The following is a 23,171-nucleotide window of genomic DNA, read 5'->3' on the forward strand; positions in this document are numbered from 1 at the left end:
AACAAAAGGTGAACGTTCATCTTTTTGAGGTTCAAAGGAGAACAAGTGCCAACCAGTACTTTGCCCATCCGTGTCGCAGTGATCGGGGCAGGCGGAATATCTCGCGGGACACATCTTCCCGCCCTCAAGGCCGAAGGCCACCGGGTGAAAACAGTAGCCCTCGTTGACATCAACGTTGAGCTGCTGACGAAAACCGCGGACGAGTGGCGTATCCAGGGACGGTATACCGAGGTGAGCGAGATGCTTGCTGCAGAGAAACCGGACCTGGTGATCGTTGCCACCCCTCCGGTCGCCCACAAGGATGCCGTCATCGCCAGCCTCGCCGCCGGGGCCTGGGTGTGGTGCGAAAAGCCACCGGTCCTGTCGTTATCCCAGTACGACGAGATCACCTCTTATGAGCGGCCCGATGGGCCGTTCGCAACTTATGTGTTCCAGCACCGTTTTGGTTCCGGCGCGGAGCAGCTGGCCAAACACATCAGCGAAGGGTCTCTGGGTCGGCTGCGGGTGGGCGTGTGCAACACACTCTGGTACCGGGACGCTGCCTATTTCGAAGTACCGTGGCGGGGCCTTTGGGCTACCGAGGGTGGTGGGCCGACGATGGGACACGGCATCCATCAGATGGATCTGATCCTGTCCTTGCTCGGTGACTGGACCGAGGTCACCTCGGTGATGTCCACCCTCGCCCGTGATGTAGAAACCGAGGACGTCTCCTTTGCCATTGCAAAGTTTGAGTCCGGCGCGGTTGTCTCGATCGCCAACAGCCTTCTGTCGCCACGGGAGACCAGCTACCTTCGATTCGACTTCGACGACGCGACGGTCGAACTTGAGCATCTTTATGGTTACGACAATTCAGGCTGGAGCTGGACCCCGGCGCCCCACGTAACTGATCCGGAACGAATCGCAGGGTGGCAGCCTGACACCGACCAGCCCAGCTCACATCTGGCGCAGCTACGTTCGCTGCTGGATTCGTTCGAACGCGGTGAGCGTCCCCGCGCGAGCGGCCAGGACGGCCGGCGGGTGCTCGAATTCATCGCCGGCATGTACAACTCGGCCCTGACCGGGAGAACAGTGAAACGCAGCGAACTTGGCCCTTCCAATCCGTTTTACAGCTCGATGAACGGCGGAGGCACAACATTCCTTGGAAACCGTCAGGAGAGTCTTGAAGCAGAGGCTGGAGTTGTTCATGTCTGAGACCCTGACCCTGCAGGTCACCAACGACTCCCTGCTCGTCCGATCGGGACAGGTCAACATCGCCCGTTACGTCTTCGAACCGCATGCACCCGTTTCGGAGGCACCCAAGCCCTTTCTGCACCCTCTAAAAACACTCAAGGGCGCACCGCTGACCGTTACCCGCCCTTGGGACCACCGGTGGCACAAGGGCCTTCAAATGACTTGGTCGCATGTGTCCGGGGAGAACTTTTGGGGTGGCCCGACCTACACGCCGGGGGAGGGGTACCAATGGCTTGAGAATCTCGGCACTGTCCGGCATGAGTCCTTCACCTCGATTACCGACGCCGGCCCTGAGGTGTCCTTCACGGAGCGCCTATGCTGGCTCTCGTCCGCAGGCGAGCACTGGGTCGACGAGGAACGCACCCACACCTTCCACTCGATCGATGTCGACCGGGGGATTTGGTCCTTGGATTTCCACACAACACTTACCAACGTTCGGAATTCGACCCTGGAGTTTGGCAGCCCGTCAACCCACGGGCGCGAAAACGCTGGCTACACGGGCTTCTTCTGGAGAGGTCCCCGATCATGGACCGGCGGCGCGGTCACCTCCTCGACGGCAGCGACGCTGGATGGGCTCATGGGCAGCGCTGCGGACTGGATTGCCTTCTCTGGCGAGCACGACGAATACGACGGGGGAGCGACGGTGCTTGCCTTCGCCGGAAACTCAAGCTCAAACATCCCGATCAAGTGGTTTATCCGCAACGAACCATTTGCCGCACTCAGCCCCTCCCCATCATTCGATGAGGAAATCGTCCTCGCCCCCGGCGAAACGCTGACCCTGGACCACCGGTTCGTATTCATCGACCAGGTCTGCCAGGCCGAGGAACTTGCCCTCCTGGCAGTGGAGTTCACCCCATGAGAACGCCCCTCTTTCCCGGGTCAACTGCCGTCAGCAACCTGCGGGTTTATGAATGGGAAACCGAAGACGGCCTGCACGGCGGTTCCCCTCACATGCACACCGTGTCCACGGAAGCCTATCTCGTCACCTCAGGTACCGGGGAGGTCCACACGATCTCCTCCGGGGGCGCGGCGGTGGATCAGCTTCAGGCGGGGACTGTGCTGTGGTTCAGCCCCGGCACCGTGCACCGCCTAGTCAACCAGGAGGCGCTGGAGCTTCTCGTCATCATGCAAAACTCAGGACTCCCGGAAGCCGGAGACGCTGTCCTGACTTTCCCCCTCGATGTACTGCGGTCACCGGAGGACTACACCGCCGCGGCCACCATCCCGGCTGAAGCCGCGATGGAAGAACAGCGGTCAGCAGCAAAAACTCGCCGGGATCTCGCGATTGAGGGATACCGAGAGCTGCTCACGGCGGTTAAAAAGGACGGCCCCGACGCGTTGGCGGAATTCCAGTCGCTGGCAGCTGCGCTTGTGCGGCCAAAAGTTGCCGCGTGGCAGCAGTTATGGGGCTCCACCGTCGAAGCTGAAACAGAACGCACCCGTACCCAGCTTGCGGCTCTCGCCCATGGTGACTGGCGCCATTTAGCCCAGGGAGCAGTAGCCCGGCCCGAACCCCGGCCGGGGCCACGGTTGTTTGGAATGTGCGGCCACCTCCAAACCTGGACCAGCCCGGGCACGAGATCACGACTGGACAGGAGAGGCGATGAAACCGGCCAACACATCAAACAGATGGAGGAGTCCATCCCGAGTCGGACAGAATGCCCGCGTCCTGTCCCAACAACGGTTGGAACCGGGGAGGCCACACTATGAGCGTCATCAGTGAGCTGAGTTCCATTACCCGGCGGAAGGGCAAGGTCACTGCTGAGGAAAAGAAGGCCAACGGCAGGGACAACAAGGCGGCGTACATTTTCCTGCTGCCGTGGCTGGTAGGCCTCGTGGCCATCACCATCGGCCCAATGCTGATGTCCCTTTACCTGTCCTTCACGGACTACAACCTCCTCCAGCCCCCGGAATGGGTCGGTCTGGAGAACTTCACCCGGATGCTCACGGACGCCCGGCTGCACAACTCCCTTGGCGTGACCTTCACCTACGTGTTTATCGGTGTTCCGCTCCAGCTGGCCGTGGCGCTGCTGATCGCCCTCGTCCTGGACAAGGGCCTGCGCGGACTGCCGTTCTACCGGTCGGTGTTTTATCTGCCGTCTCTGCTGGGCGGTTCGGTTGCTGTGGCGATTCTGTGGAAGCAGATCTTCGGTACTACCGGCCTGGTCAACCAGGTCCTGGCGATGTTCGGCATGCAGGGGCCGGGCTGGATTTCTGATCCAAGCACCGCGCTGGGCTCGATCATCCTGTTGCACGTGTGGACGTTCGGCGCTCCGATGATCATCTTCCTGGCAGGCCTGCGGCAGATCCCGGTGATGTATTACGAGGCCGCGAAGGTCGATGGTGCTACGACCCTGCAGCAGTTCTGGCGGATCACCATGCCGATGCTGAGCCCCATCATCTTCTTCAACCTGGTGCTCCAGATCATCGGTTCGTTCCAGTCGTTCACCCAGGCGTTCATCGTCTCCGGCGGCAACGGCGGGCCCTCGGACTCCACGATGTTCTTCACCTTGTATCTGTACCAAAAGGGCTTCGGCCAGTTCGATATGGGCTACGCGTCCGCCATGGCCTGGTTCCTGCTGGTGATCATCGGCGTCTTCACCGCCATCAACTTCATCGCATCCAAGTATTGGGTTTTCTATGACGACTAAGCTTCAGACGCTGCCCACCCCGGACATGAACTCTGCCGGCGCCGGTAAGCCCCAGAACCCCCGTAAAACCAGGATCCGCGAATCCCGCGGCGGACTGGCCTTCAGCCGCCGCCAGCGCCTCAATGGCCTGGGCAAACACGCCGTCCTGATCCTGGCCGGCGCGCTGATGATCTACCCGCTGCTGTGGATGGTCGTGTCCTCATTACGCCCCAACGAAATGATCTTCCGCGAACCGGGCCTGTGGCTCAACAGCCTGGAGATGTCCAACTACACCTCCGGCTGGTCCGCCCTGACCCACCCATTCGGCCACTACATGATCAACTCAGCGATTGTGGTCATTGGATCCATCCTGGGCAACCTGATCTCCTGCTCCATGGCCGCGTATGCCTTCGCCCGGCTGCAGTTCACCGCCAAGAAGCTGCTGTTCGGCATCATGCTGCTGACCATCATGCTCCCGTTCCACGTGGTCATCGTGCCGCAGTACATCCTGTTCTCCCAGATCGGCTGGGTCAACACGTTCTGGCCGCTGCTGGTACCCAAACTCCTGGCCACTGACGCGTTCTTCGTGTTCCTCATGGTCCAGTTCATCCGCGGTATCCCCAAAGACCTGGACGAAGCCGCACGGATCGACGGCGCCGGCCACCCCCGCATCTTCCTGCAGGTCATCCTGCCCCTGATGGTGCCGGCCCTGGCCACCACCACCATATTCACCTTCATCTGGACCTGGAACGACTTTTTCGGAGCCCTCATCTACCTCACCGACCCGGACATGTTCACCGTCCCAGTCGCACTCCGGGCCTTCGTCGACTCCCAATCCGCAACCAGCTGGGGATCTCTCTTCGCCATGTCCATCGTCTCCCTCCTCCCGGTATTCCTGGTCTTCCTCTTCGGCCAACGATTCCTCATCAAGGGCATCGCCACCACCGGCATCAAATAAACATCCCCTTCATTCCCAACCAGCCATGAAAGGCACCAATGAAAACCAAGAAAATCTCCCGCCGCTCGGTAGGCGTGGCCGCGGCGATGGTGGCCGCAGCCCTGTCACTCACCGCCTGCGGATCAGGAGCCAGCCCTTCCGCGGAAGAAACCGGTCCGGTCACCATCAGGTTTGCCTGGTGGGGCGGCGACGCCCGCCAGAAGATCACCCAACAGGTGATCGATGCCTTCGAAGCCGAGAACCCAAACATCACCGTAGAAGGGGAATATTCGGACTGGAACGGGTACTGGGACAAGCTTGCAACCCAGGTCGCAGCCAATGACGCCCCTGACGTGTTCCAAATGGACGAACAATACCTCCGCGAATACAGCGATCGTGGCGCCCTGCTGGATCTGAAAAAGCTCAGCGGATTCCAAACCGAGGACATTGATGAGGCCGTCCTCAAGAGCGGGGAAGTAGACGGCGGAACGTTCGCGGTGCCAGTATCGGTGAACTCTTTCGCAGTTGCCGCGAACACTCAACTCCTGGCCCAAGCCGGAATCACCCTTCCGGATGACAAGACCTGGAGCTGGGAGGACTACGAGGCGATGGCGAAGCAGGTCGCCGAAAAGGTTCCCGGGACCATCGGCACCGGCGGTGGTTACAGTGACCCGGACCTGAACACTTGGGCACGCCAGCATGGCGACCAGCTCTTCGACAAGGACTCCAACGTCGTCATCAAGCCCGAGACGGTGGTGTCTTACTGGGAACGCATGCTCCGGCTGAGTGAAACCGGTGCAGCCCCATCAGCCGCGGCTATTGTCGAAGGGTCTGGGGGGTCCATCAACCAGAGTCCCCTGGGCACAGGAAAGCAGGCCATGGGTATCATCTTCAACAACCAGCTCTACGCCTACGAGTCCGCCGGCCAGGACCTGACACTGCTCCGGCTCCCCGGGGAATCACAAGCGAAAGCCAGGAGCGCGTACTACAAACCCGCCATGTTCTGGTCTGTATCCTCCCGCACCAAACACCAGGCCGCGGCCGAAAAGTTCCTGAACTTCCTGGAGAACAGCCAGACGGCCGGCGACATCCTCCTCACTGAACGAGGAATTCCGGCGAACACCAAGGTCCGAGAAGCCATCGCCGACAAGCTAAATCCCAAGGACAAAGCAGCGCTGGATTTCATCAACACCATCAAAGACGACGTAGTTGACGCTCCGCCCATCACTCCGTCGGGGGCCAGCGGGACCATTGCAACATTCACCCGGTACAGCCAGGACATCCTCTTCGGACGGACAACTCCAGAAAAGGCAGCCCCCGCCTTCATCGAAGAGCTCAAGTCCAGCATCAAGAAATAAGCGGGAGCCCGGCCACCCACAGCGCAAAACTGCCAGCGAGGGCAGCGTTGCTTAGGGCGTGATCCCGCTGCGGATGGAGTTAGAGGACCGTCATGGCCCGAAACTTATCTAACAAACGTGAGGACCTCCACGGTATGAAGCGCTTCTCAAAGCCAACATAACTCTGGGGGTCCTCGCGGTTCTACAGCCACATGCAGGTCCCGCCCCCTCCCATAAGGCAACAGCAAACCACCAAGGCAGGGCCAGCATGTGCACATGCGCACGGCATGCAACCTGCCGGGTGTCCGGACAGGCTTTGCTCCTGACAAATCCAGGACGGCAGGGACGTGAGGCTCGCCCACGAAAGAACCAGGATCGGGGCATCCCGGACGCGCCTCCAGGGCAGCCAAGACTCAAAAAGTCCCGTCGCCCGCTCGCATACCCGGTTCGGCTAACCCCTTCGGGACAGTAGCCGAAGAACAATTTGAAATCGTCATCCAAGGAGAATCCCCCATGACAGACGTCCTACACCACACGGCGCCGCAGACCGCTGCAGCGCCAGGGCGCTCACCTGCGCCCTGGGTCCAGCGGCCTGCCGGCCTTTGCTATGGCGGGGACTACAACCCTGAGCAGTGGCCACGCGAGGTGTGGGTGGAGGACATCGCGCTGATGAGGGAAGCCGGAATCAACCTGGTCAGCATCGGCATCTTTTCCTGGGTGCTGCTGGAGCCGCGCGAAGGCGAGTATGACTTCGAATGGCTGGACCACCTGATGGACCTCCTGCACGACGCCGGCATCAGTGTGGATCTGGGCACGCCCACGGCAGCGCCGCCGGCGTGGTTCTGGAAAAAGTACCCGCAGGCCCGTCCGGTTACGCGTGAGGGCGTCACGCTGGGCAACGGATCGCGGGGCATGGCCAGCCCCAGCTCGCCGGAGTACCGCCGCGCCGCCGCCAACATCACCGGGCAGCTGGCCCGGCGCTACGCCTCACACCCCGCGCTGGTCCTCTGGCATGTGCACAACGAGTACGGCGCCCCGGTCAGCGACTCCTACGATGACTGCTCCGTAACGGCGTTCCGGGACTGGCTCCGGGCCCGCTACGGCACCCTGGAAGACCTGAACAACGCCTGGGGCACCCTCTTCTGGGGCCAGAAGTACGGCGAATGGGACGAAATCGACGCGCCCCGGCTCTCAGCCAGCGTCAGCAACCAGTCCCAGCGCCTGGACTTCCGCCGCTTCACCTCGGACGCGCTGCTGGATTGCTACATCAACGAGCGGGATGTCATCCGCCGGTACACCCCGGACATTCCCGTCACCACCAACTTCATGGCCACCAACTGCCTCGCGGCCGACTACTGGAAGTGGAGCAAGGAGGTAGACATCGTTGCCAACGACCACTACCTCGTAGCCCAACGGACCGACAACCACATCCTGCTCGCCATGGACGCCGACCTCACCCGCTCGCTGGCAGGGAACAGGCCCTGGATGCTGATGGAACACTCCACCGGTGCAGTGAACTGGCAGGGACGGAACATCGCCAAACGCCCCGGCGAGCTGGCACGCAACAGCCTCTCCCACCTGGCCCGCGGCGCCGACGCCGTGATGTTCTTCCAGTTCCGGGCATCCCGGTTCGGTGCCGAGAAGTTCCACTCCGCCATGCTTCCGCACGCCGGCACCGGCACCCGGATCTGGCGCGAAGTGCTGGACCTGGGCGATGACCTGAAGAAGCTCGCCGCCGCCAAGGGATCCACGGTGAAGTCCCGCGTCGCCATCCTCTGGGACGTGGAGTCCTTCTGGGCGCAGGACCTGGAATGGCGGCCCAGCAGCGACCTCAACCACCGCGAACGCATCGAGGCGTACTACACCGCCCTCTGGCAGGCCGGCATCAGCACCGACTTTGCGCACCCGGAAGCGGACCTTTCCGGATACGATCTGGTCCTCGCACCTGCCCTCTACCTCGTGACGGAGAAAGCGGCAGCGAATATCAAGGACTACGTCCACGACGGTGGCAACCTGCTGGTCTCCTACTTCTCCGGCATCGTGGACACCAACGACACCGTTCCGGTTGGCGCGTCACCCGGCGCCCTCCGCGACGTACTCGGTCTGGAGATCCACGAGTTCCTGCCGCTCCGCGAGAACGAGACGGTCACGCTGAGCAATGGCGCCGTCGCTACCGTCTGGACGGAGGAAATCCACCCTGGCACCGCAACAGTTCTTAGCCGCTACGTGAACGGGCCCGCAGCTTCGCGTCCCGCCGTCACCTGCAACGACTTCGGCAGCGGAACTGCGTGGTACGTTTCCACCAAGCTCGACGGCGGCGACCTCGCCGCTGTAGTGCGTAACGCCGTCGAAAGCGCCGGCCTTGAGTCGACCCCGCGGCCGCCGGACGGGCTGGAAGTCGCCTCCCGCAGCGCCGGGACCGACACTTTCACCTTCCTGATCAATCACGCAGAAACCGATGCGGAATATCCGGCGACGGGACGCGACCTCCTCAGCGGCGAAACCGTCACCGGCACCGCCCTCGTCTCCGCCTGCAGCATCAGCGTCATCCACACGACCACAGAGCACGCCCGATAAGTCCATAGCCGCGACTGGCCGGGACGTACCCTTTTACCTGCTGAAAGCAGCACGCTGGTCCCGCCGTTACCGGGAGCTGGGGGAAGCGGGGCTGGAAGACCGAAGGAGCCGGCCACTGACCTGCCCGCACCGGACCGCGATGCGCACAGAGTGGCGCGTGCTGGGACTGTGGGTAAACCGGCGCTGGGGACCGGCCCGAATCGCCTACCACCTGCACCTGAACATCTCCACACAGTCCACCGCATCCTGACCCGCTACCGCTGCCCTCCGCTGCACTTCACCGACCCGGCAACCGGGATCAGGGTCCGCGGCCGGGAAAGTGCCCGCCGTTACGAATACGCCAGCCCGGGCCAAATGATCCACGGATATCAAGAAGCTCGGTCGGATCCCCAACAGAGGCGGGCACCGGGTCCACGGGCAGATGCAGGGTAAAGCGAACTCCCGGGCACGAAACCTTGGTGAAGGCCTGCCCAAACATCGCAGCCAGGTCCGGGGCTACACGTTCCTGCATCACGCAGTGGATGACCATTCCCGGTTCATCTATTCCCAGATCCTGCCCGACGAAACCCAGAGGACCGCCTCGGCGTTCAGGCGCAATGCATGCCATCGCCGCCTTCGCCGCCCAAGGAGTCAAAATCCCGGAGGGTGCTCACCGACAACGGCTCCTGCTACCGCTCCCATGCCTTCGCCGCAGTCCTCGCCGAAGCCGGAATCAACCACAAGCGCACCAGGCCCTACAGGCCCCAGACCAACGGAAAAGTCGAGCGCTTCAACCGCATCCTCCAAGAGAAATGGGCCTATGCGAGGGCCTACGGCTCAGAAGCAGAACGCCAGGCCTGCTACCAGGACTTCATCGACCACTACAATCACCACAGGCCCCACACCGCCCTCAAAGGCGCCTCACCCGCCAGCCGCTCATCAATCAATCAACCGGGTTAGTACGGCTAGTGGTCTTGTTCATGCGACCAGGCCGTTTTTCCGCTGCTTGCCTCGGATGAGGAGGGGGCGGGGCGTAACGTAGGATCCGCTCCTTCATCAGGACGTCCCGGTCAAGGCCTGCGATCTCCCTCAGGTGCCGTCCCACAGCGGCCGAAGTATGTCGGAAGTAACCCCGGTCGCTGAGCGCCGGAAGGCTCTCCGGTTCTTCCACTACTTCGTCTATTAGGCCATCCTGCAGCATCGCGGCGGCGCCCACGCGTTGATGCTGCGCCAGGACCGGTGCGCGGCTCACATCTCCGTGGATAATCGCGCTGGCGCCTTCGGGGAGCAGCGGCGCGAGCCAGCTGTTGCTGAGGGCAATGATCCTGTCCGCCGGGAACAGCGCCAATGCGCCTCCGCCGGCGCCCTGCCCCATGAGCAGGGCCACGGTAGGGACGTTCAGATCAAGCAGCCGGCTCAAAGTGAGGGCAATCTCCCGGCCGAGGCCGCCCTCCTCCGCTTCCTTTGACAGGTCGGCGCCGGGTGTATCGATGACAGTGAGCAGCGGCAGCCCCAGGCCCTCGGCTAGGTCCATCCCGCGCCGCGCCTGCCGCAACTCATCGGGTCCAAGGGGTGCGCCGTCGTCGGCCGCCTTTCGGTCCAGTCCTACGACGACGGCCCTTGGCCGCTTACCACCGCCAGCGCAAGCGTCATGACGCTCCTGCTGTCCTCGGCAGTTCCTCCCAGCTGGACAACGTGCACGGCGGACTGTCGCAAGAAGGCTGCAAGGCCGGGGCGTTCCGGTAGCCGGGAGTCCACCACCGCTGCCCAGGAGTAGGTGATCCGGCTGTTCTTGGCCAAGACTTGAGGCCGCGGCAGCTCCTGCTTCCTCCCTGCACCGTCAGCTTCCAGAACATCAAGGATCCGGACAACGAACTTCCGCAGGTGGCGGGGCTCGAGGACGGCATCAACAATGCAATGCCGATGAAGGTTTTCGGCCTGCTGTACCCCCGCCGGGAAATCCTCTCCGGATATCGCCTTATAAACCTTCGGGCCCAAAAATCCGACCATGGCCTGCGGCTGGGCAGCCGTGATGTGTCCCAATGATCCCCAGGACGCGAACACACCGCCCGTGGTGGGGTGTCGAAGGTAGACCAGGTAGGGCAACTGTGCCCGCTTGTGCGCGTTGACAGCGGCCGTGATCCGGGCCATCTGGACAAAAGCGGCCGTACCCTCCTGCATCCTGGTCCCGCCGGAGACAGGAGAACCAAGCAGCGGCAGGCCTAGCTGTGTCGCCTTTTCAATTGCTTCAGTAATCCGCGTAGCCGCGTTGACGCCGATTGACCCACCGAGGAATGTGAACTCGCTGAGGACGACGGCGACGGGCCGGCCATCCACTGTCCCCTCACCGCTGATCACCGATTCGTCGCGCCCTGACTTCGCCCGGGCTGCGGCCAGCTCTTCCGCGTAGCCTTCTTCGATGGCCAGCCGGGGGAGCGGCCGGTCCCAGGACTGGAAGCTTCCCGCATCGAGGGTCAGAGCTACCAGTTCTTCCGGTGTGATCCGTGGAGGCGGCGGATTCATGCGTCCACCGTCTGGTCCAGCCACTGCCGGACGCTTCCGTTATGCTGTCCCAGCAACGGCGGGGCGGCGTGATCACGCTTGGTGATTTCAGCTCCCGCGGAGTCGAAGAACCGGAGCGGCGGTCCGGGGAGTTCAATCACGCCCAGTGTTGGATGCTCCACTTCAACCACCAGGCCCTGGGACCTGGTTTGCTCCCACTCATAAACTTCCTTCACGGTGCGCACTCTTCCAGCGGGGATGCCCGCCTCCTTCATGGCGGCCAGCAGGTCCTCCGCTTCGTGCCCGGCAAAGCAGTCTTCGATGCCAGCGACGAGCCGGGCGTGGTTGTGCACCCGGGCTGCGTTGGATGCAAAGGCAGGATCAGCCGGGTCCAGACCTGCGAAGGTTGCGAAACGTGACCACAGCCCCTCGGACCCCACTGCGATCTGGACGGCCCCGTCCGCACACCTGAACAGCCCGTACGGCGCGATGGATGGGTGATGGTTTCCCTGCGCCACCCCGCTTTCACGGGCCACCGTCCAACGCGTCCCCTGAAACGCATGGACGCCGACAAGGGAAGCGAGCAGCGAGGTACGCACGACCTGCCCGCGCCCCGTGCGCTCCCGCTCAAGCAACGCAGCCAGCACCCCGTATGCCCCGTAAATCCCAGCCAGCAGGTCTCCGATTGGAACACCAACACGCTGAGGATCATCAGGCCCGGATCCAGTGAGGGACATCAGCCCGCTTTCGCCTTGGGCGATCTGGTCGTAGCCGGCCCGGCCGCCGTCCGGCCCATCATGACCGAATCCGGAAATGGAAAGGATGACCATCCGGGGGTTGAGCTCTTTGATTGCTTCCGGGCTGAAGCCGAGACGGTCCAGCGTACCGGGCCGGAAATTCTCCACCAACACATCAGCGTTCCGGATGAGCCCGCGCAACGTCTCGGCGCCGGTGCCGCTCTTCAGATCCACTGTGATGGATTCCTTGCTGCGGTTGCAGGAGAGGAAATAGGTGGACTGGCGTTCAACTCCAGCACCTACGAAAGGCGCCCCCAGGCACGGGTGTCATCGCCGCCGTCGGGAGATTCAACCTTGATAACGCATGCGCCCAGGTCCCCCATCATCATGGTGGCGTGGGGTCCTGCCAGGGCGCGGGTGAGGTCGACGACGGTGGTGCCGTCCAGTGGTCCGGGCATGGAAGCGGAGCCTTTCGAAAGAGAAGATGCTGTTTGAGGGAAGCGGGCGACGCCGGTCAGGCGGGCTGGGGTGCCTTGTCGGCCCTGGAAACATCCACCTGCGCCGAATGCAGCTGTGCTTGGCGGCCCAGCCAACGCGCGCTTTCCTTGGGCGTTCTTTCCAGCGTATTCCGGTCCACCGCGATCAGGCCGAACTTCGGTCCGTAGCCAAACACCCACTCGAAATTGTCGAAAGCCGTCCAAGCGATGTAGCCGCCGACGTCGATGCCGTCGGCAAGGCAGTTGTCCACGCAGTCGACGGCGACGCGCAGGTAGTCGACCCGTTGCCGATCGTCCTCGGTGGCCAGACCGTTTTCGGTGACGATCACCGGGGTGCCGGCAATCCGGTGGGCTTCCCGGATAGTTGCCTCGAGGGCCTGCGGGTAGATCTCCTCGCCCATCTGGTTCATCGCCACGCCTTCGGGGGCGGGCGCGAGCCCGTTGGGGCCGTAGACGGTGCGGCCATAGGTCTGGATGCCCACGAAGTCATCGCTGCGCGACGCCTCAAGGAACCGCTCGTTGACATCGCGGCGCACCCGCTCGGCAAGTTCCTCCCCGCCCTCGACTGCCTGAATGTCCGAGTTGGCGAGGGTCCAGCCCACAAGGAGGTCCGGCCGGTGCGCCTTGATCGCTGCGGTGCCAGCCCGGTGTGCCGCCAGCTTCACGTTAAAGCTGGCCTCTGTGGAGCAGAACTGGAACGGGGCAATCGTTTTGGCATTCACACCCAGGCGCTCTGCGGCGGCGGCCCACACAGGCACGGATACGCGGTTTTCCGGTGCCAAGCCGCCGATGCCGAAGGATGCCAGCAGCCACGGCAGGTTGGGTTCATTCAGGGTGCAGGCGACGCCAATAAGGTCGCCCAGGTGGGTCATCACCCGATCGCAGTAGCGGGCAAAGAGTTCAGCCGTCCGGGCCCCTTCCCACCCACCGAGGGCCAGTAGCCAGCGCGGGGACGTGAAGTGGTGGAACGTGACGACGGGGGTAAGGCCGTGCTCGAGGCAGGCCTCCAGCATGCGGCGGTAGTGGTCCAGTTCGGCCTTTGAAAAGTGCCCTTCCTCGGGCTCGATGCGCGCCCACTCCAGGGAAAACCGGTAGCTGGTGAAGCCTAGGCCTGCAATCAGGGCGATGTCCTCACGGTAGCGGTGGTAGTGGTCAACGGCATCACCGGAGGGCTCGGAGAACATGCTGCCCGGGAGGTGCTCAAGGAACCAGGCGTCGCTGTTGACGTTGTTCCCTTCCACCTGGTGCCCGGCGCTGGCTACGCCCCAAAGGAAATTCTGCTGGAAGGGTGATGCGGTGGTCATGTAGGTCCTTTCGGTTCAGCGCCAAAAAGCGCACGGGTCTCTCTGCCCTGGCTCTCAATCCTGACCGGCCGCGTGACCGGGACCACAATACTTTTCAATCAATGACATTCTCATGTGGGCGCCCATGGCCCCCGGCTGATGCTGGTGGGGAGCTGGCGAGCAGCCAGCCCCAAAACGTTCTTTTCCGCCGTCACATCAGAATGCAAAGGCGCACTACATGAAACTCCTGACCCCCACAGCCCGTGCGGGCTCCGCCGTTCTGGCTGGAGCGCTCCTGCTGGGATCGCTTACAGCCTGCGGCGGCGGCTCCAGCCAGGCCACCGCCAAAGCGGACACCAGCACCCTGACCCTCGCCATCGACAGCGACTCGGCATCATTCGGCTTTGACCCGCTGCGCGTCTCCGCTGCACAGCGGCAGTTCTTCGAGGGCCTCTACGAGAGCCTGATGACGCTGCAGCCCGACGGCTCGACAGGACCCGGACTGGCCAAAGAGTTCAGCTACAACGCGGACAACACAGTCCTGACCCTGACCCTCAAGGAGGACGTGACCTTCACGGACGGCTCCAAGCTCGACGCCGAACTGGTCAAGGCCAACCTTGACCGCCGGTCCGATCCCGCGCTCAGCGCGTACTCCGCCGTCGCCAAGGGCGGCGCCCAGGAAATCGCCTCCGTTGACGTGGTCAGCCCCACCCAGGTGGCCTTGACTTTCACCAAGCCGCAGCCCGGCTTCGAGAAGAACCTGGCATCCACCACCGGCATGATCGTGGGCAAGAGCGGCGTCACGGACACCGCCAGCCTCGCCGCCACCCCGGACGGCTCCGGCCCTTACACCCTGGATGCCTCCACGGTGAAGGGCAACAAGTACGTCCTGGTGAAGAACGAGAAGAGCCCTGAAGCCTCCAGGTACGCCTTCAACAAGGTCATCTTCAGTGTGGTCCAGGACCCGCAGGCCCGGGCAAACGCCTTGGTGTCCGGCCAGGCGGACGTGGCCATGCTGACCTCGAGCACGGTGGACTTCGTCAAGTCCAAGGGCGTGGGTGTGTCCCAGATCGGCGGCACCGTGAACACCATGATCTCCTTCGACAAAATCGGCAAGACCGCTCCCGCGTTCGCCGAGGAGAAGGTCCGGCAGGCCATCCAGTACGCCATCAACCGACAGGCCCTGGTGGATGCACTCCACAAGGGTGACATCCCGGCATGGAACGCCCTGCCCAAGGACTCCGCAGGCTTCACCAAAGACCTCGAAACCACCTTCGCCTACAACCCTGAGAAGGCCAAGAGCCTGCTGGCCGAAGCCGGCTACCCGGACGGATTCGAGTTCACCATCATCGCCAGCGCCCAGACCCAGACGGACCTGCAGGCAGTCCAGAAGGACCTCGCCGCCGTCGGAATCACCATGAACGTAAAGATGGCCGCCTCCACGGACGAAGCCTTCGCCGCCGTCGCCACCACACCCCTTGGCTACGCCCCCTTGAACTGGGACAATCCCGTCGGGGTGATGTACGGAGTAGTGCTCAACGGCTTCACCAACGTCCAGAAGGCGACGGACGAGCAGCTGAGCGCTGCAACCGGCGAGTTCGCTGCCGCCAAGGATGATGCGGCAATCAAGGCGGCGGCCACCAAGCTGAACACCCGCCTGGTGGAATCCGGCTGGATGATCCCGCTGTATGAGGCCCTCAACAACCAGGGCTACAACACCAAGAAGGTGGCCCCGGTGGAGTTCGCCGGCACCAACGCCTACCCGCTCCTCTCGTCCTACAAACAGGCCAGCTAATACCCGCACCTGCCGGGCGGGTGCTCCTTTTCAACCAGGAGCGCCCCGCCCGGCAAGGGCCTGACCGATGGAGGTCACCATGGCACTATTCATCACCAAGCGCCTGCTGATGGCGCTGGCCACCGTGCTGGTGGTTGCGGTGCTGGCATTCCTGCTGGTGCACGCAATGCCCGGCAGCCCGGGAGCCGTGTCCCTCGGCGCCGGCGCCAGCGAGGAAGCGATTGCTGAAGTCAACCAGCGGCTGGGCTGGAACGATCCCCTCGTGGTCCAGTTCTTCACTTGGCTCGGTGCCGCAGTGCAGGGCGACCTTGGAATTTCGCTCATCGACGGCCGCTCAGTCAGCGACGACCTGGCCAGCAGGCTTCCCGTCACGGCCTCCCTTGCGGCCGGAGCCACCCTGCTCAGCGCCGTCCTCGGCATCGCATTGGGCGTCACCGCGGCCGTCCGCGGTGGCCTGGTTGACCGCATCATCGGCGGCGTCGCCGGCATGGCCGTGGCGCTCCCGGCCTTCTGGATCGGCATCATCTTCGTGTACCTCCTGGCTGTCCAGTCCTCCGTCTTCCCGGCCACCGGCTACGTCCCGTTCGAGGTCTCGCCGCAGGACTGGGCACTGTCCCTGGCGCTGCCGGTCATCACCCTGGCCGTGGGCGGTGCGGCGTTTATTGCCCGCCAGACCCGGGCCTCCATGCTCGAGGCCCTGCAGCAGGAGCACATCCGGACCCTCCGGGCCACCGCCACCCCCACCTGGAAGATTCTCTATGTCCACGCCCTGCGCTACGCCAGCCTCCCCATCGTGGCCGGCATCGCGCTGCAGTTCATCCAGCTCTTCGGCGGTTCCGTGATCGCAGAGCAACTGTTCGCCATGCCCGGCCTGGGCCAGGCCGTCCAGAACTCCGTCAGCACCCATGACGCCCCGTCCGTCCAGGGCGTGGTGGTGATCGCCACCGTGGTGGTGGTCGCCGTCAACCTGGTGCTGGAACTCGCCACCAAGTTCCTCGACCCGAAGTTGCGTGCCTCATGATTCCCAACGTTGCCCCCGCACCTGCAGACTCAGCGGAGCCGACGGCGGCTGCCGTCCTTCCCAAGGCGCCCCGCCAAAGTGCGGTGAAGAAATTTTCCGGCAGCAAGCTGTTCCGCTCACCGGGGAGCGTCGCAGGAGTGGTGTGGCTGGCCGCGCTGGTGACCGCCTCCCTAACGGCGCCGCTGTGGCTGCCGTTTAAGACCGAGGACCAGGACTTCACCGCCGTCCTGTCCGGCCCCACCCCTGCCCACTGGCTCGGCACAGATGAACTGGGCCGCGACATCCTTAGCCGGATCTTCGCCTCAGCAGCCGGCACCCTGGGGACCTCGATGATCACGGTGATTGTCGCCGTCGGCCTCGGAACACTCCTGGCGATGCTGGCCGCAGCCGCCGGTGACCGCGTGGAGAACATCATCAGCCGCGTCACCGAAATCATGATGTCGCTTCCCGGAACCGTAATCATTCTTGCCGTCATCGGCGCCGTGGGAACCAACATTCCTTTGATCATGGGCATCCTGGGCGTGCTGATCTCGGCCGGTATCTACCGCGTGATGCTCGGCCAGGCCAAGTCCCTTCAGTCCCAGCTGTACGTGGACGCGGCCAAGGTGGACGGCATGGGCATCGCCGGCATCAGCTTCCGCCACGTGCTGCCCGGTCTCACGAACACGATCGTGGTGCAGGCTGCCCTGATCTTCGCCGTGGGCATGCTCATCCAGGCCGGCCTGGCGTTCATCGGGTTCGGCCCGCCCATCCCGGAACCGAGCTGGGGCGGCATGATCCAGGGCGCCTCGCAGCACGTCTACGACGCGCCGTGGCTGATGGTCCCCACAGGCGCCGTGCTGGCCCTGACGGTCCTGGCCGCCAACGCCATCGGTAACGCCCTGGGCAAGGCACCCAACGCCACCGCCTCGCACCTGCCCTCCGCTGCAGCGCGGCGCCAGCGTTCCAAAGCTCTTAAGGCAATTGCGGCCGCTGCCCCGGCTCCCAAGGATGCTCCCCGGGACACGCTCAGTGTCCGTAACCTTTCCGTAGGTGTGAACAACGGAGTCCGCCTGGTCACGGACGTCTCCTTCGACGTCGAACCCGGCACAGTCCTGGGCCTGGTGGGCGAATCCGGCTGCGGGAAAACCATGACGGCATTGGCCATGCTCGGCCTGCTGCCCTCCGGAGTCTCGGTAACCGGCGGCCGGATCCTCTGGAACGGCAAGGATCTGGCCGCGGCCAATGAGAAGGACATGGAAGGCATCCGCGGCCGCGACGTCGCCCTCATCTCGCAGGAACCCATGCGGGCCCTGGACCCGATGTTCACCGTGGGCTACCAGCTCACCGCCACCGTCCGCCGGCTCCGCGGGATGGGCAGGACTGAAGCGAAGGCAGAAGCCCTCAGCCTGCTGGAAAAGGTGGGCATCGTGGACGCCGCCCGGATCCTGAAGACCTACCCCCACCAGATCAGCGGCGGCATGGCCCAGCGCGTGGCCATCGCCCTGGCACTCGCCGGCCGGCCCCGGCTGCTCGTCGCGGACGAACCCACCACCGCGCTGGATGTCACCGTGCAGGCCGAGATCCTCTCGCTCCTGCGGAGCCTGGTGAAGGACACCGGAATGTCGGTGGTCATGGTCACGCACGACCTTGGCGTTGTGGCCGACCTCTGCGACCAGGTGGCCGTAATGTACGCCGGTGAGGTGGTGGAGAACGGCCGCACGGACAGCATCCTGGACAACCCCCGCCACCCCTACACCCTGGCGCTGCTCGCTGCTGACCCGCACGCTAACCACGCCGCGGACATGCCGGAACGGCTGGCCACCATCAGCGGCCAGGTTCCGCAGCCCAAGGACTGGCCCAGCACGTGCCGCTTCGCCGCCCGCTGCCAGTTCGCCGGCTCCGCCTGCCTGGTGCCCATCCCGCTGCTTCCCTCCGGAACCGGCGACGGCGTGGTCCGCTGTGTCAAAGCGGACGAACTCGCGGTCGAAGGCTTGGACTGGGTGGCCACCGACGTACCCAGCCATCACGTTTTGAGCCTGTCTGAAACCCGGACTGTCGAAAAGGATCACGCATGAGCACCGCAACTTCGGTCCGCCCGGAAGCCCCGCTGCCCGGCGCCACCCGGCCGCTGCTGGAGGTCAAGGACCTGGTGGTCCGCTACGGACGGGGCCGCAAGGCAGCCACGGCGCCCGCCGTCGTCGACCGCGTCAGTTTCAGCATTGCCCCCGGTGAAACCGTGGGGCTGGTGGGGGAATCCGGTTCGGGCAAATCGACCATCGGCAAGGCCATCCTTGGTTTGCAGAAGGTCTCCGGCGGGTCCATCACCTACCAGGGGAAGGACATCACGTCCGCCGACGCTGCCCAGCGCCGGGCCTTGGGCAGCGAACTGCGCGCCGTCTTCCAGGACCCCAACTCCTCGCTGAACCCGCGGAATACGGTGGGTTCCTCCCTGGCAGAACCGCTCCGCCTCCGTGGCGTGTCCCCCGTGGAGGCCCGGCAGCGCGCTGAGGACATGCTGGAACGTGTGGGCCTGCCCCGCGAGGCCGTGAACCGGTACCCCAGCCAGTTCTCCGGCGGGCAGCGGCAGCGCATCTCGGTGGCCCGCGCCCTGATCTGCGATCCCAACCTGGTGGTCTGCGATGAGGCGGTGAGCGCCCTGGACCTCTCCACCCAGGCGCAGGTGCTGAACCTCCTCGCCGACCTCCGGGACGAGCGCGGACTGGGCTACCTGTTCATCGCCCATGACATCGCCGTGGTGCAGTTCCTGGCCCAGCGCGTTGTGGTCCTATACCGCGGCCAGGTGATGGAAAGCGGGCCCGCAGCGGCCGTCACCGAAAACCCCAAGCATCCGTTCACCCAGGCCCTTGTTGCGGCGTCCCCTGTGCCGCGGCCGGGCGAGCAGGCTGCCCGTCGGGAAGCGCGGGAGTCCTTGGGTGTCCGCACCGGCGCGGCTGCCGTGCCCGGCCCGGGCGGTTGCCCGTTCCGGCTCCGTTGCCCGCTGGCCACGGACCTCTGCCGCGACCAACGTCCCGCCCTTCGGCAGGTGGGCGGCTCCGAGGTCGCCTGCCACTACGCCTCCTGACTTTTCTTTTGACAACTGACCCTCCGTCACGCGCTGACGGCCAGCAGAACGGACCCACCCCATGCCCTTGGCACCCTGGCAAGCAGCCATGATTACTCCCGCAGAAGACTTCGACGGCGCCCCGCTCCTGCGCACGGAATTCCAGCTGGAAGAGGGCCACGGGGCAGTGGCCCGGGCGACGCTGCGGGCCACCGCGTTCGGCGTTTACGAGGCGCTGATCAACGGGGTTCCGGTGGGCGGGGACGTGCTCAGCCCCGGCTGGAGCTCCTACGAGTGGCGGCTGCGGTACCGCAGCTACGATGTAACGCCGCTGGTGCAGCCCACCACCGTCATCGGGGTCTCCTTGGGCAACGGCTGGTACCGCGGACGCCTCGCCTGGCACGGCCTGTCCAACCTCTACGGGGATCGCTTGGGGTTCTTCGGGCAGCTGGATGTTGAGTTCGAGGACGGTTACGTCCAGTCCGTCGCGTCGGATCCGTCCTGGCAGTCCGGGCCCTCCGCCACCACGTTCAACGACCTTTACGACGGGCAGACCATCGACGCCCGGCGCAACCAGCCCGGCTGGGCGGAGCCAGGCTTCGACCACGGCGGGACATGGGCCGGGGTGCATGTCATGGAGTTCGACGCCGGCCGGCTGGCGGAGCCGGTGGGCCCGCCCGTGGTGCGCACCGCCGTCGTCAAACCCCAGCAGATCTTCACGTCGCCCAGCGGCAAGACCCTCGTGGACTTCGGCCAGAACCTGGTGGGCTGGCTGCGGTTCAGCGTGACAGGCGAGGCGGGGCACAGCATCATCGTGCGCCACGCCGAGGTGCTGGAGGACGGGGAGCTGGGTGTCCGTCCACTGCGGAGTGCCAAGGCGGCGGACACGTTCATCCTGTCCGGCGGTGAGGACTTCTTCGAGCCCACCAAAACGTTCCATGGTTTCCGCTACGCCGAAATCAGCGGCTGGCCGGGTAGCCTCAGCGAGGACGCGGTAGAGGCCGTAGTGGTCCACTCGGAACTGGAGCGCATCGGCACCTTCGAGTGCTCAAACGAACTGGTTAACCAGCTGCACCGCAACATCGTCTGGGGGCTGCGGGGCAACTTCCTTGACCTGCCCACCGATTGCCCGCAGCGCGATGAGCGGCTCGGCTGGACCGGTGACATCGCCGTGTTCGCCCCCACGGCGGCGTTCCTGTACGACGTCAGGGGCTTCCTGCAGGACTGGCTCCTTGACCTGGCGGCGGAGCAGAAGGCAGCTGACGGGCTGGTGCCCATCACCGTTCCCGACGCCCTCAAATACAACCCGCGGCCAGCCGGGTTCCCGGCGCCGGAATCCTCCGCGCTGTGGAGCGAGGCCTCCGTCTGGGTGCCGTGGGCGCTGTGGGAAGCCTACGGCGATCTCAGTGTGCTGCAGAGCCAATACGAATCGATGGCAGCGCACACCCGCCGGGTAGAGGGCCTGCTCTCACCCGCCGGGCTGTGGGACTCAGGCTTCCAGTTCGGTGACTGGCTGGACCCGGACGCCGCACCGGACCAGCCGTGGGCAGCCAAGGCGGACACCGGGGTGGTGGCCACCACCTGCCTGTTCCGCACGGCCACCATCACCGCCAAGACCGCCCGGCTGTTGGGGCATCACAACGACGCAGAGCACTTCGAGCAGCTGGCGGAACGGGTCCAGGCCTCATTCCTGGAGCACTACGTGTCCGCTGACGGCACCGTCCACAGCGACTGCACCACTGTCTATGCGCTGGCGATCGCGTTCGGGATCCTGCCCAGCGCCGAGCAAATCAACTTTGCCGGGAACCGGCTCGCAGAGCTGGTGCGGAAGAACAACTACCGCGTGTCCACGGGCTTCGCCGGTACCCCGTTCATCACGGGCGCCCTCACGGACACCGGGCACAGCGGGGAGGCTTACCGCCTGCTGCTGGAGGAGGGCTGCCCGTCCTGGCTTTACCCGGTGACCATGGGCGCCACCACGGTATGGGAGCGGTGGGACTCCATGCTTCCGGACGGCACCATCAACCCCGGCGAGATGACCAGTTTCAACCACTACGCACTCGGCGCCGTGGCGGACTGGATGCACGAAACCATCGGCGGCATCAGCCCTGCGGCCCCTGGATACAGCAAGGTCCGGATCGCGCCCGTCCCCGGTGAAGGCATCGACTGGGCCAAGACTTCACAAAAGACGCCGCACGGAACCATCCGCGTGGAATGGAAACACGACGCTGTCTTCTTCTACCTCAAGCTGACCGTCCCCGAGGGAGTCCAGGCCAACGTCGTACTTCCGGACGGTGAGCACCGCACCGTCGGTGCCGGAACGCACAGCTTTACAGCGCCTGCCGCGCTGCCCGTCCAGGCGGGAGTGTAGGCGTTGTGGTGTGGCTGAAACTTCAGGGGAGCTGCTAATCATTGATAACGACTTCGGCGGTGATCCCGACGGGCTAGTGGCCCTGGCGCACATCCTCTTGCTCTGCGGCCCCGAAGTGAACGTCCTGGTGACTGGTGACCGCGTCCCCTTTGGAATGCCAATAGAGGAAAAGAACTGCTGCTGACCGAACTCGACGGCCGGCACTGGACCTTCGAAATTGCCAAGGCTCTCACGAGCAGGGTCTTTGGTGTCTTCGCCGCGGAGGGTGAGATCCTAGTTCGGCGCCTTCATTACTCCGGCAAGGACTGAAGGGCCGAGCCGGGCCTGAGGCAGTAGGTCACCCCTCCGAGTGAGTCCGCACCCCCGGGCTGACCTCGGCGTGGTGGCCCAGATTCCTGGATACGGCACGCGCCGTGGCCCGGACCGCCGGGGCCAACACGTTGGGCGGCGTTGCACCGTCTGGCACCACAATCGACAGGGCAGCCACCACCGCACCCTGGGCGTCAAAGATCGGTGATGCCACAGATACGGTTCTCGAGGGAAGCGAGCGGCGGATCATGGCTACGCCGGTGCGCCTGACGTCGGACAGAGTCCGGCGCAGCTGGCCTTCGGGCATTTGGTCCACCCCGGGCTCTTTTTCGGGCGGCTTCCGCAGCGTGGCCTCCTGGAACTGCTGGTCTGCGCCGGCCAGCAGGACCAGGCCGACGGCGGTGGACCGGAGCGGGGCGCGCCCGCCCACACGGTACGCCACCTCTGTCGCGTCCTTGGAGGACAGCCGTTCGATGAGCACCGCCTCCTCGTTGTCCCGGACGGCCAGCAGGACGTGGTGCCGGGTCACCTCGAACAGGTCCTCAAGGTAGGGCAGGGCAATCTCCCGAACCCCGTGGCCACGCGGGGACAGGGACGCGACTTCCCACAGCCGGACCCCTACTACGTATCGGCCGTCGTCGAGCCGCTCCAGCGCGCCCCAGGCCACCAACCGGGAGATGAGCCGCAGGGCCGTGGGCGCGGGCATTCCGGCATGGCGGGCAAGCTCCGAGAGGGTGAGCGCCCGACGGCGGTCGGAAAAGACCGCGAGCAGACTCAGCGCCCGGTCAATCACGGGTTCGCCCTGCTTGGGCCGCTTCCCGCGGGTAGGAGCGGTGTTGATGCCCGCGTCGGTGTCGATGTCGGTGTCCAGGGGGACAGTCATTGCCTGGGTCCTTGCGCCGTTGGAAGTTCGGACCGGAGTC

General features: G+C 64.6%; 18 protein-coding genes and 1 pseudogene. 14 read left to right on the forward strand and 5 right to left on the reverse strand.

All coding sequences use genetic code 11. The features are described 5' to 3' along the window. Nucleotides 1–45: 45 nt before the first annotated feature. From AC5RT4_RS11975 to AC5RT4_RS12010, 8 genes are all read left to right on the forward strand, one after another. On the forward strand, nt 46–1,191 hold the full coding sequence (locus AC5RT4_RS11975; protein ID WP_494105851.1) for a Gfo/Idh/MocA family protein: 1,146 nt from the start codon (nt 46–48) through the stop codon (nt 1,189–1,191). After that, complete coding sequence (locus AC5RT4_RS11980; RefSeq protein WP_494105852.1) at nt 1,184–2,089, forward strand: DUF6807 domain-containing protein; 906 nt, start codon at nt 1,184–1,186, stop codon at nt 2,087–2,089. Before AC5RT4_RS11975 ends, AC5RT4_RS11980 begins: the two co-directional genes overlap by 8 nt. After that, nucleotides 2,086–2,940 carry a cupin domain-containing protein gene (locus AC5RT4_RS11985; protein WP_494105853.1) on the forward strand — a complete coding sequence of 285 codons (855 nt, stop codon included), beginning with the start codon at nt 2,086–2,088 and terminating at the stop codon, nt 2,938–2,940. The genes AC5RT4_RS11980 and AC5RT4_RS11985 overlap by 4 nt, the downstream gene beginning before the upstream one ends. Continuing rightward, the gene (locus AC5RT4_RS11990) at nt 2,937–3,881 is read left to right on the forward strand and encodes a carbohydrate ABC transporter permease (RefSeq protein WP_494105854.1); all 945 of its coding nucleotides are present in this window, start codon (nt 2,937–2,939) and stop codon (nt 3,879–3,881) included. Before AC5RT4_RS11985 ends, AC5RT4_RS11990 begins: the two co-directional genes overlap by 4 nt. Then, nucleotides 3,871–4,818: a carbohydrate ABC transporter permease gene (locus AC5RT4_RS11995; protein WP_494105855.1), complete on the forward strand. Its 948-nt coding sequence runs from the start codon at nt 3,871–3,873 to the stop codon at nt 4,816–4,818. The genes AC5RT4_RS11990 and AC5RT4_RS11995 overlap by 11 nt, the downstream gene beginning before the upstream one ends. 38 nt (nt 4,819–4,856) lie before the next feature. Further along, nucleotides 4,857–6,155, forward strand: coding sequence for an ABC transporter substrate-binding protein (locus tag AC5RT4_RS12000; RefSeq protein WP_494105856.1), 1,299 nt, complete (start codon nt 4,857–4,859; stop codon nt 6,153–6,155). 492 nt (nt 6,156–6,647) lie between these two features. After that, nucleotides 6,648–8,711, forward strand: a complete 2,064-nt coding sequence (locus tag AC5RT4_RS12005) for a beta-galactosidase (protein WP_494105857.1) — start codon at nt 6,648–6,650, stop codon at nt 8,709–8,711. A gap of 600 nt (nt 8,712–9,311) precedes the next feature. Next, nucleotides 9,312–9,650 (forward strand): integrase core domain-containing protein, encoded by a 339-nt coding sequence (locus AC5RT4_RS12010; protein ID WP_494105858.1) that lies wholly within the window; start codon nt 9,312–9,314, stop codon nt 9,648–9,650. Here the strand turns inward: AC5RT4_RS12010 and AC5RT4_RS12015 are convergent. The 4 genes and pseudogenes from AC5RT4_RS12015 to AC5RT4_RS12030 all read right to left on the reverse strand — a co-directional run bounded on the left by AC5RT4_RS12015 (nt 9,634) and on the right by AC5RT4_RS12030 (nt 13,730). Further along, entirely contained in the window at nt 9,634–10,224 is a 591-nt protein-coding gene (locus AC5RT4_RS12015; RefSeq protein ID WP_494105859.1) for a carboxyl transferase domain-containing protein, read from the reverse strand. The two genes, AC5RT4_RS12010 and AC5RT4_RS12015, sit on opposite strands and share 17 nt — an antisense overlap. 71 nt (nt 10,225–10,295) lie before the next feature. Then, nucleotides 10,296–11,213 (reverse strand): carboxyl transferase domain-containing protein, encoded by a 918-nt coding sequence (locus AC5RT4_RS12020; RefSeq protein WP_494105860.1) that lies wholly within the window; start codon nt 11,211–11,213, stop codon nt 10,296–10,298. Continuing rightward, nucleotides 11,210–12,387 (reverse strand): annotated as a pseudogene (locus tag AC5RT4_RS12025) (CaiB/BaiF CoA transferase family protein). The gene AC5RT4_RS12020 and the pseudogene AC5RT4_RS12025 overlap by 4 nt, the downstream one beginning before the upstream one ends. Before the next feature lie 56 nt (nt 12,388–12,443). Next, the gene (locus AC5RT4_RS12030; RefSeq protein ID WP_494105861.1) at nt 12,444–13,730 is read right to left on the reverse strand and encodes a glycoside hydrolase family 1 protein; all 1,287 of its coding nucleotides are present in this window, start codon (nt 13,728–13,730) and stop codon (nt 12,444–12,446) included. A gap of 217 nt (nt 13,731–13,947) precedes the next feature. Between AC5RT4_RS12030 and AC5RT4_RS12035 the strand changes: the two genes are divergently transcribed. The 6 genes from AC5RT4_RS12035 (at nt 13,948) to AC5RT4_RS12060 (ending at nt 22,123) form a co-directional block, all read left to right on the forward strand. Further along, nucleotides 13,948–15,504, forward strand: a complete 1,557-nt coding sequence (locus AC5RT4_RS12035) for an ABC transporter substrate-binding protein (protein WP_494105862.1) — start codon at nt 13,948–13,950, stop codon at nt 15,502–15,504. Nucleotides 15,505–15,571: 67 nt separating this feature from the next. Next, nucleotides 15,572–16,525, forward strand: a complete 954-nt coding sequence (locus AC5RT4_RS12040) for an ABC transporter permease (protein WP_494105863.1) — start codon at nt 15,572–15,574, stop codon at nt 16,523–16,525. Beyond that, nucleotides 16,522–18,582 (forward strand): dipeptide/oligopeptide/nickel ABC transporter permease/ATP-binding protein, encoded by a 2,061-nt coding sequence (locus AC5RT4_RS12045; protein ID WP_494105864.1) that lies wholly within the window; start codon nt 16,522–16,524, stop codon nt 18,580–18,582. The genes AC5RT4_RS12040 and AC5RT4_RS12045 overlap by 4 nt, the downstream gene beginning before the upstream one ends. Continuing rightward, entirely contained in the window at nt 18,579–19,589 is a 1,011-nt protein-coding gene (locus tag AC5RT4_RS12050) for an oligopeptide/dipeptide ABC transporter ATP-binding protein (protein ID WP_494105865.1), read from the forward strand. The genes AC5RT4_RS12045 and AC5RT4_RS12050 overlap by 4 nt, the downstream gene beginning before the upstream one ends. Nucleotides 19,590–19,650: 61 nt before the next feature. Continuing rightward, nucleotides 19,651–21,939, forward strand: coding sequence for an alpha-L-rhamnosidase (locus AC5RT4_RS12055; RefSeq protein ID WP_494105866.1), 2,289 nt, complete (start codon nt 19,651–19,653; stop codon nt 21,937–21,939). 10 nt (nt 21,940–21,949) lie between these two features. Continuing rightward, the gene (locus AC5RT4_RS12060) at nt 21,950–22,123 is read left to right on the forward strand and encodes a hypothetical protein (RefSeq protein ID WP_494105867.1); all 174 of its coding nucleotides are present in this window, start codon (nt 21,950–21,952) and stop codon (nt 22,121–22,123) included. 153 nt (nt 22,124–22,276) lie between these two features. Here AC5RT4_RS12060 and AC5RT4_RS12065 read toward each other — a convergent pair whose 3' ends face one another. Next, entirely contained in the window at nt 22,277–23,131 is an 855-nt protein-coding gene (locus AC5RT4_RS12065; protein ID WP_494105868.1) for an IclR family transcriptional regulator, read from the reverse strand. Nucleotides 23,132–23,171: the final 40 nt, after the last annotated feature.

This window comes from Arthrobacter sp. sptzw42 (assembly GCF_059089685.1).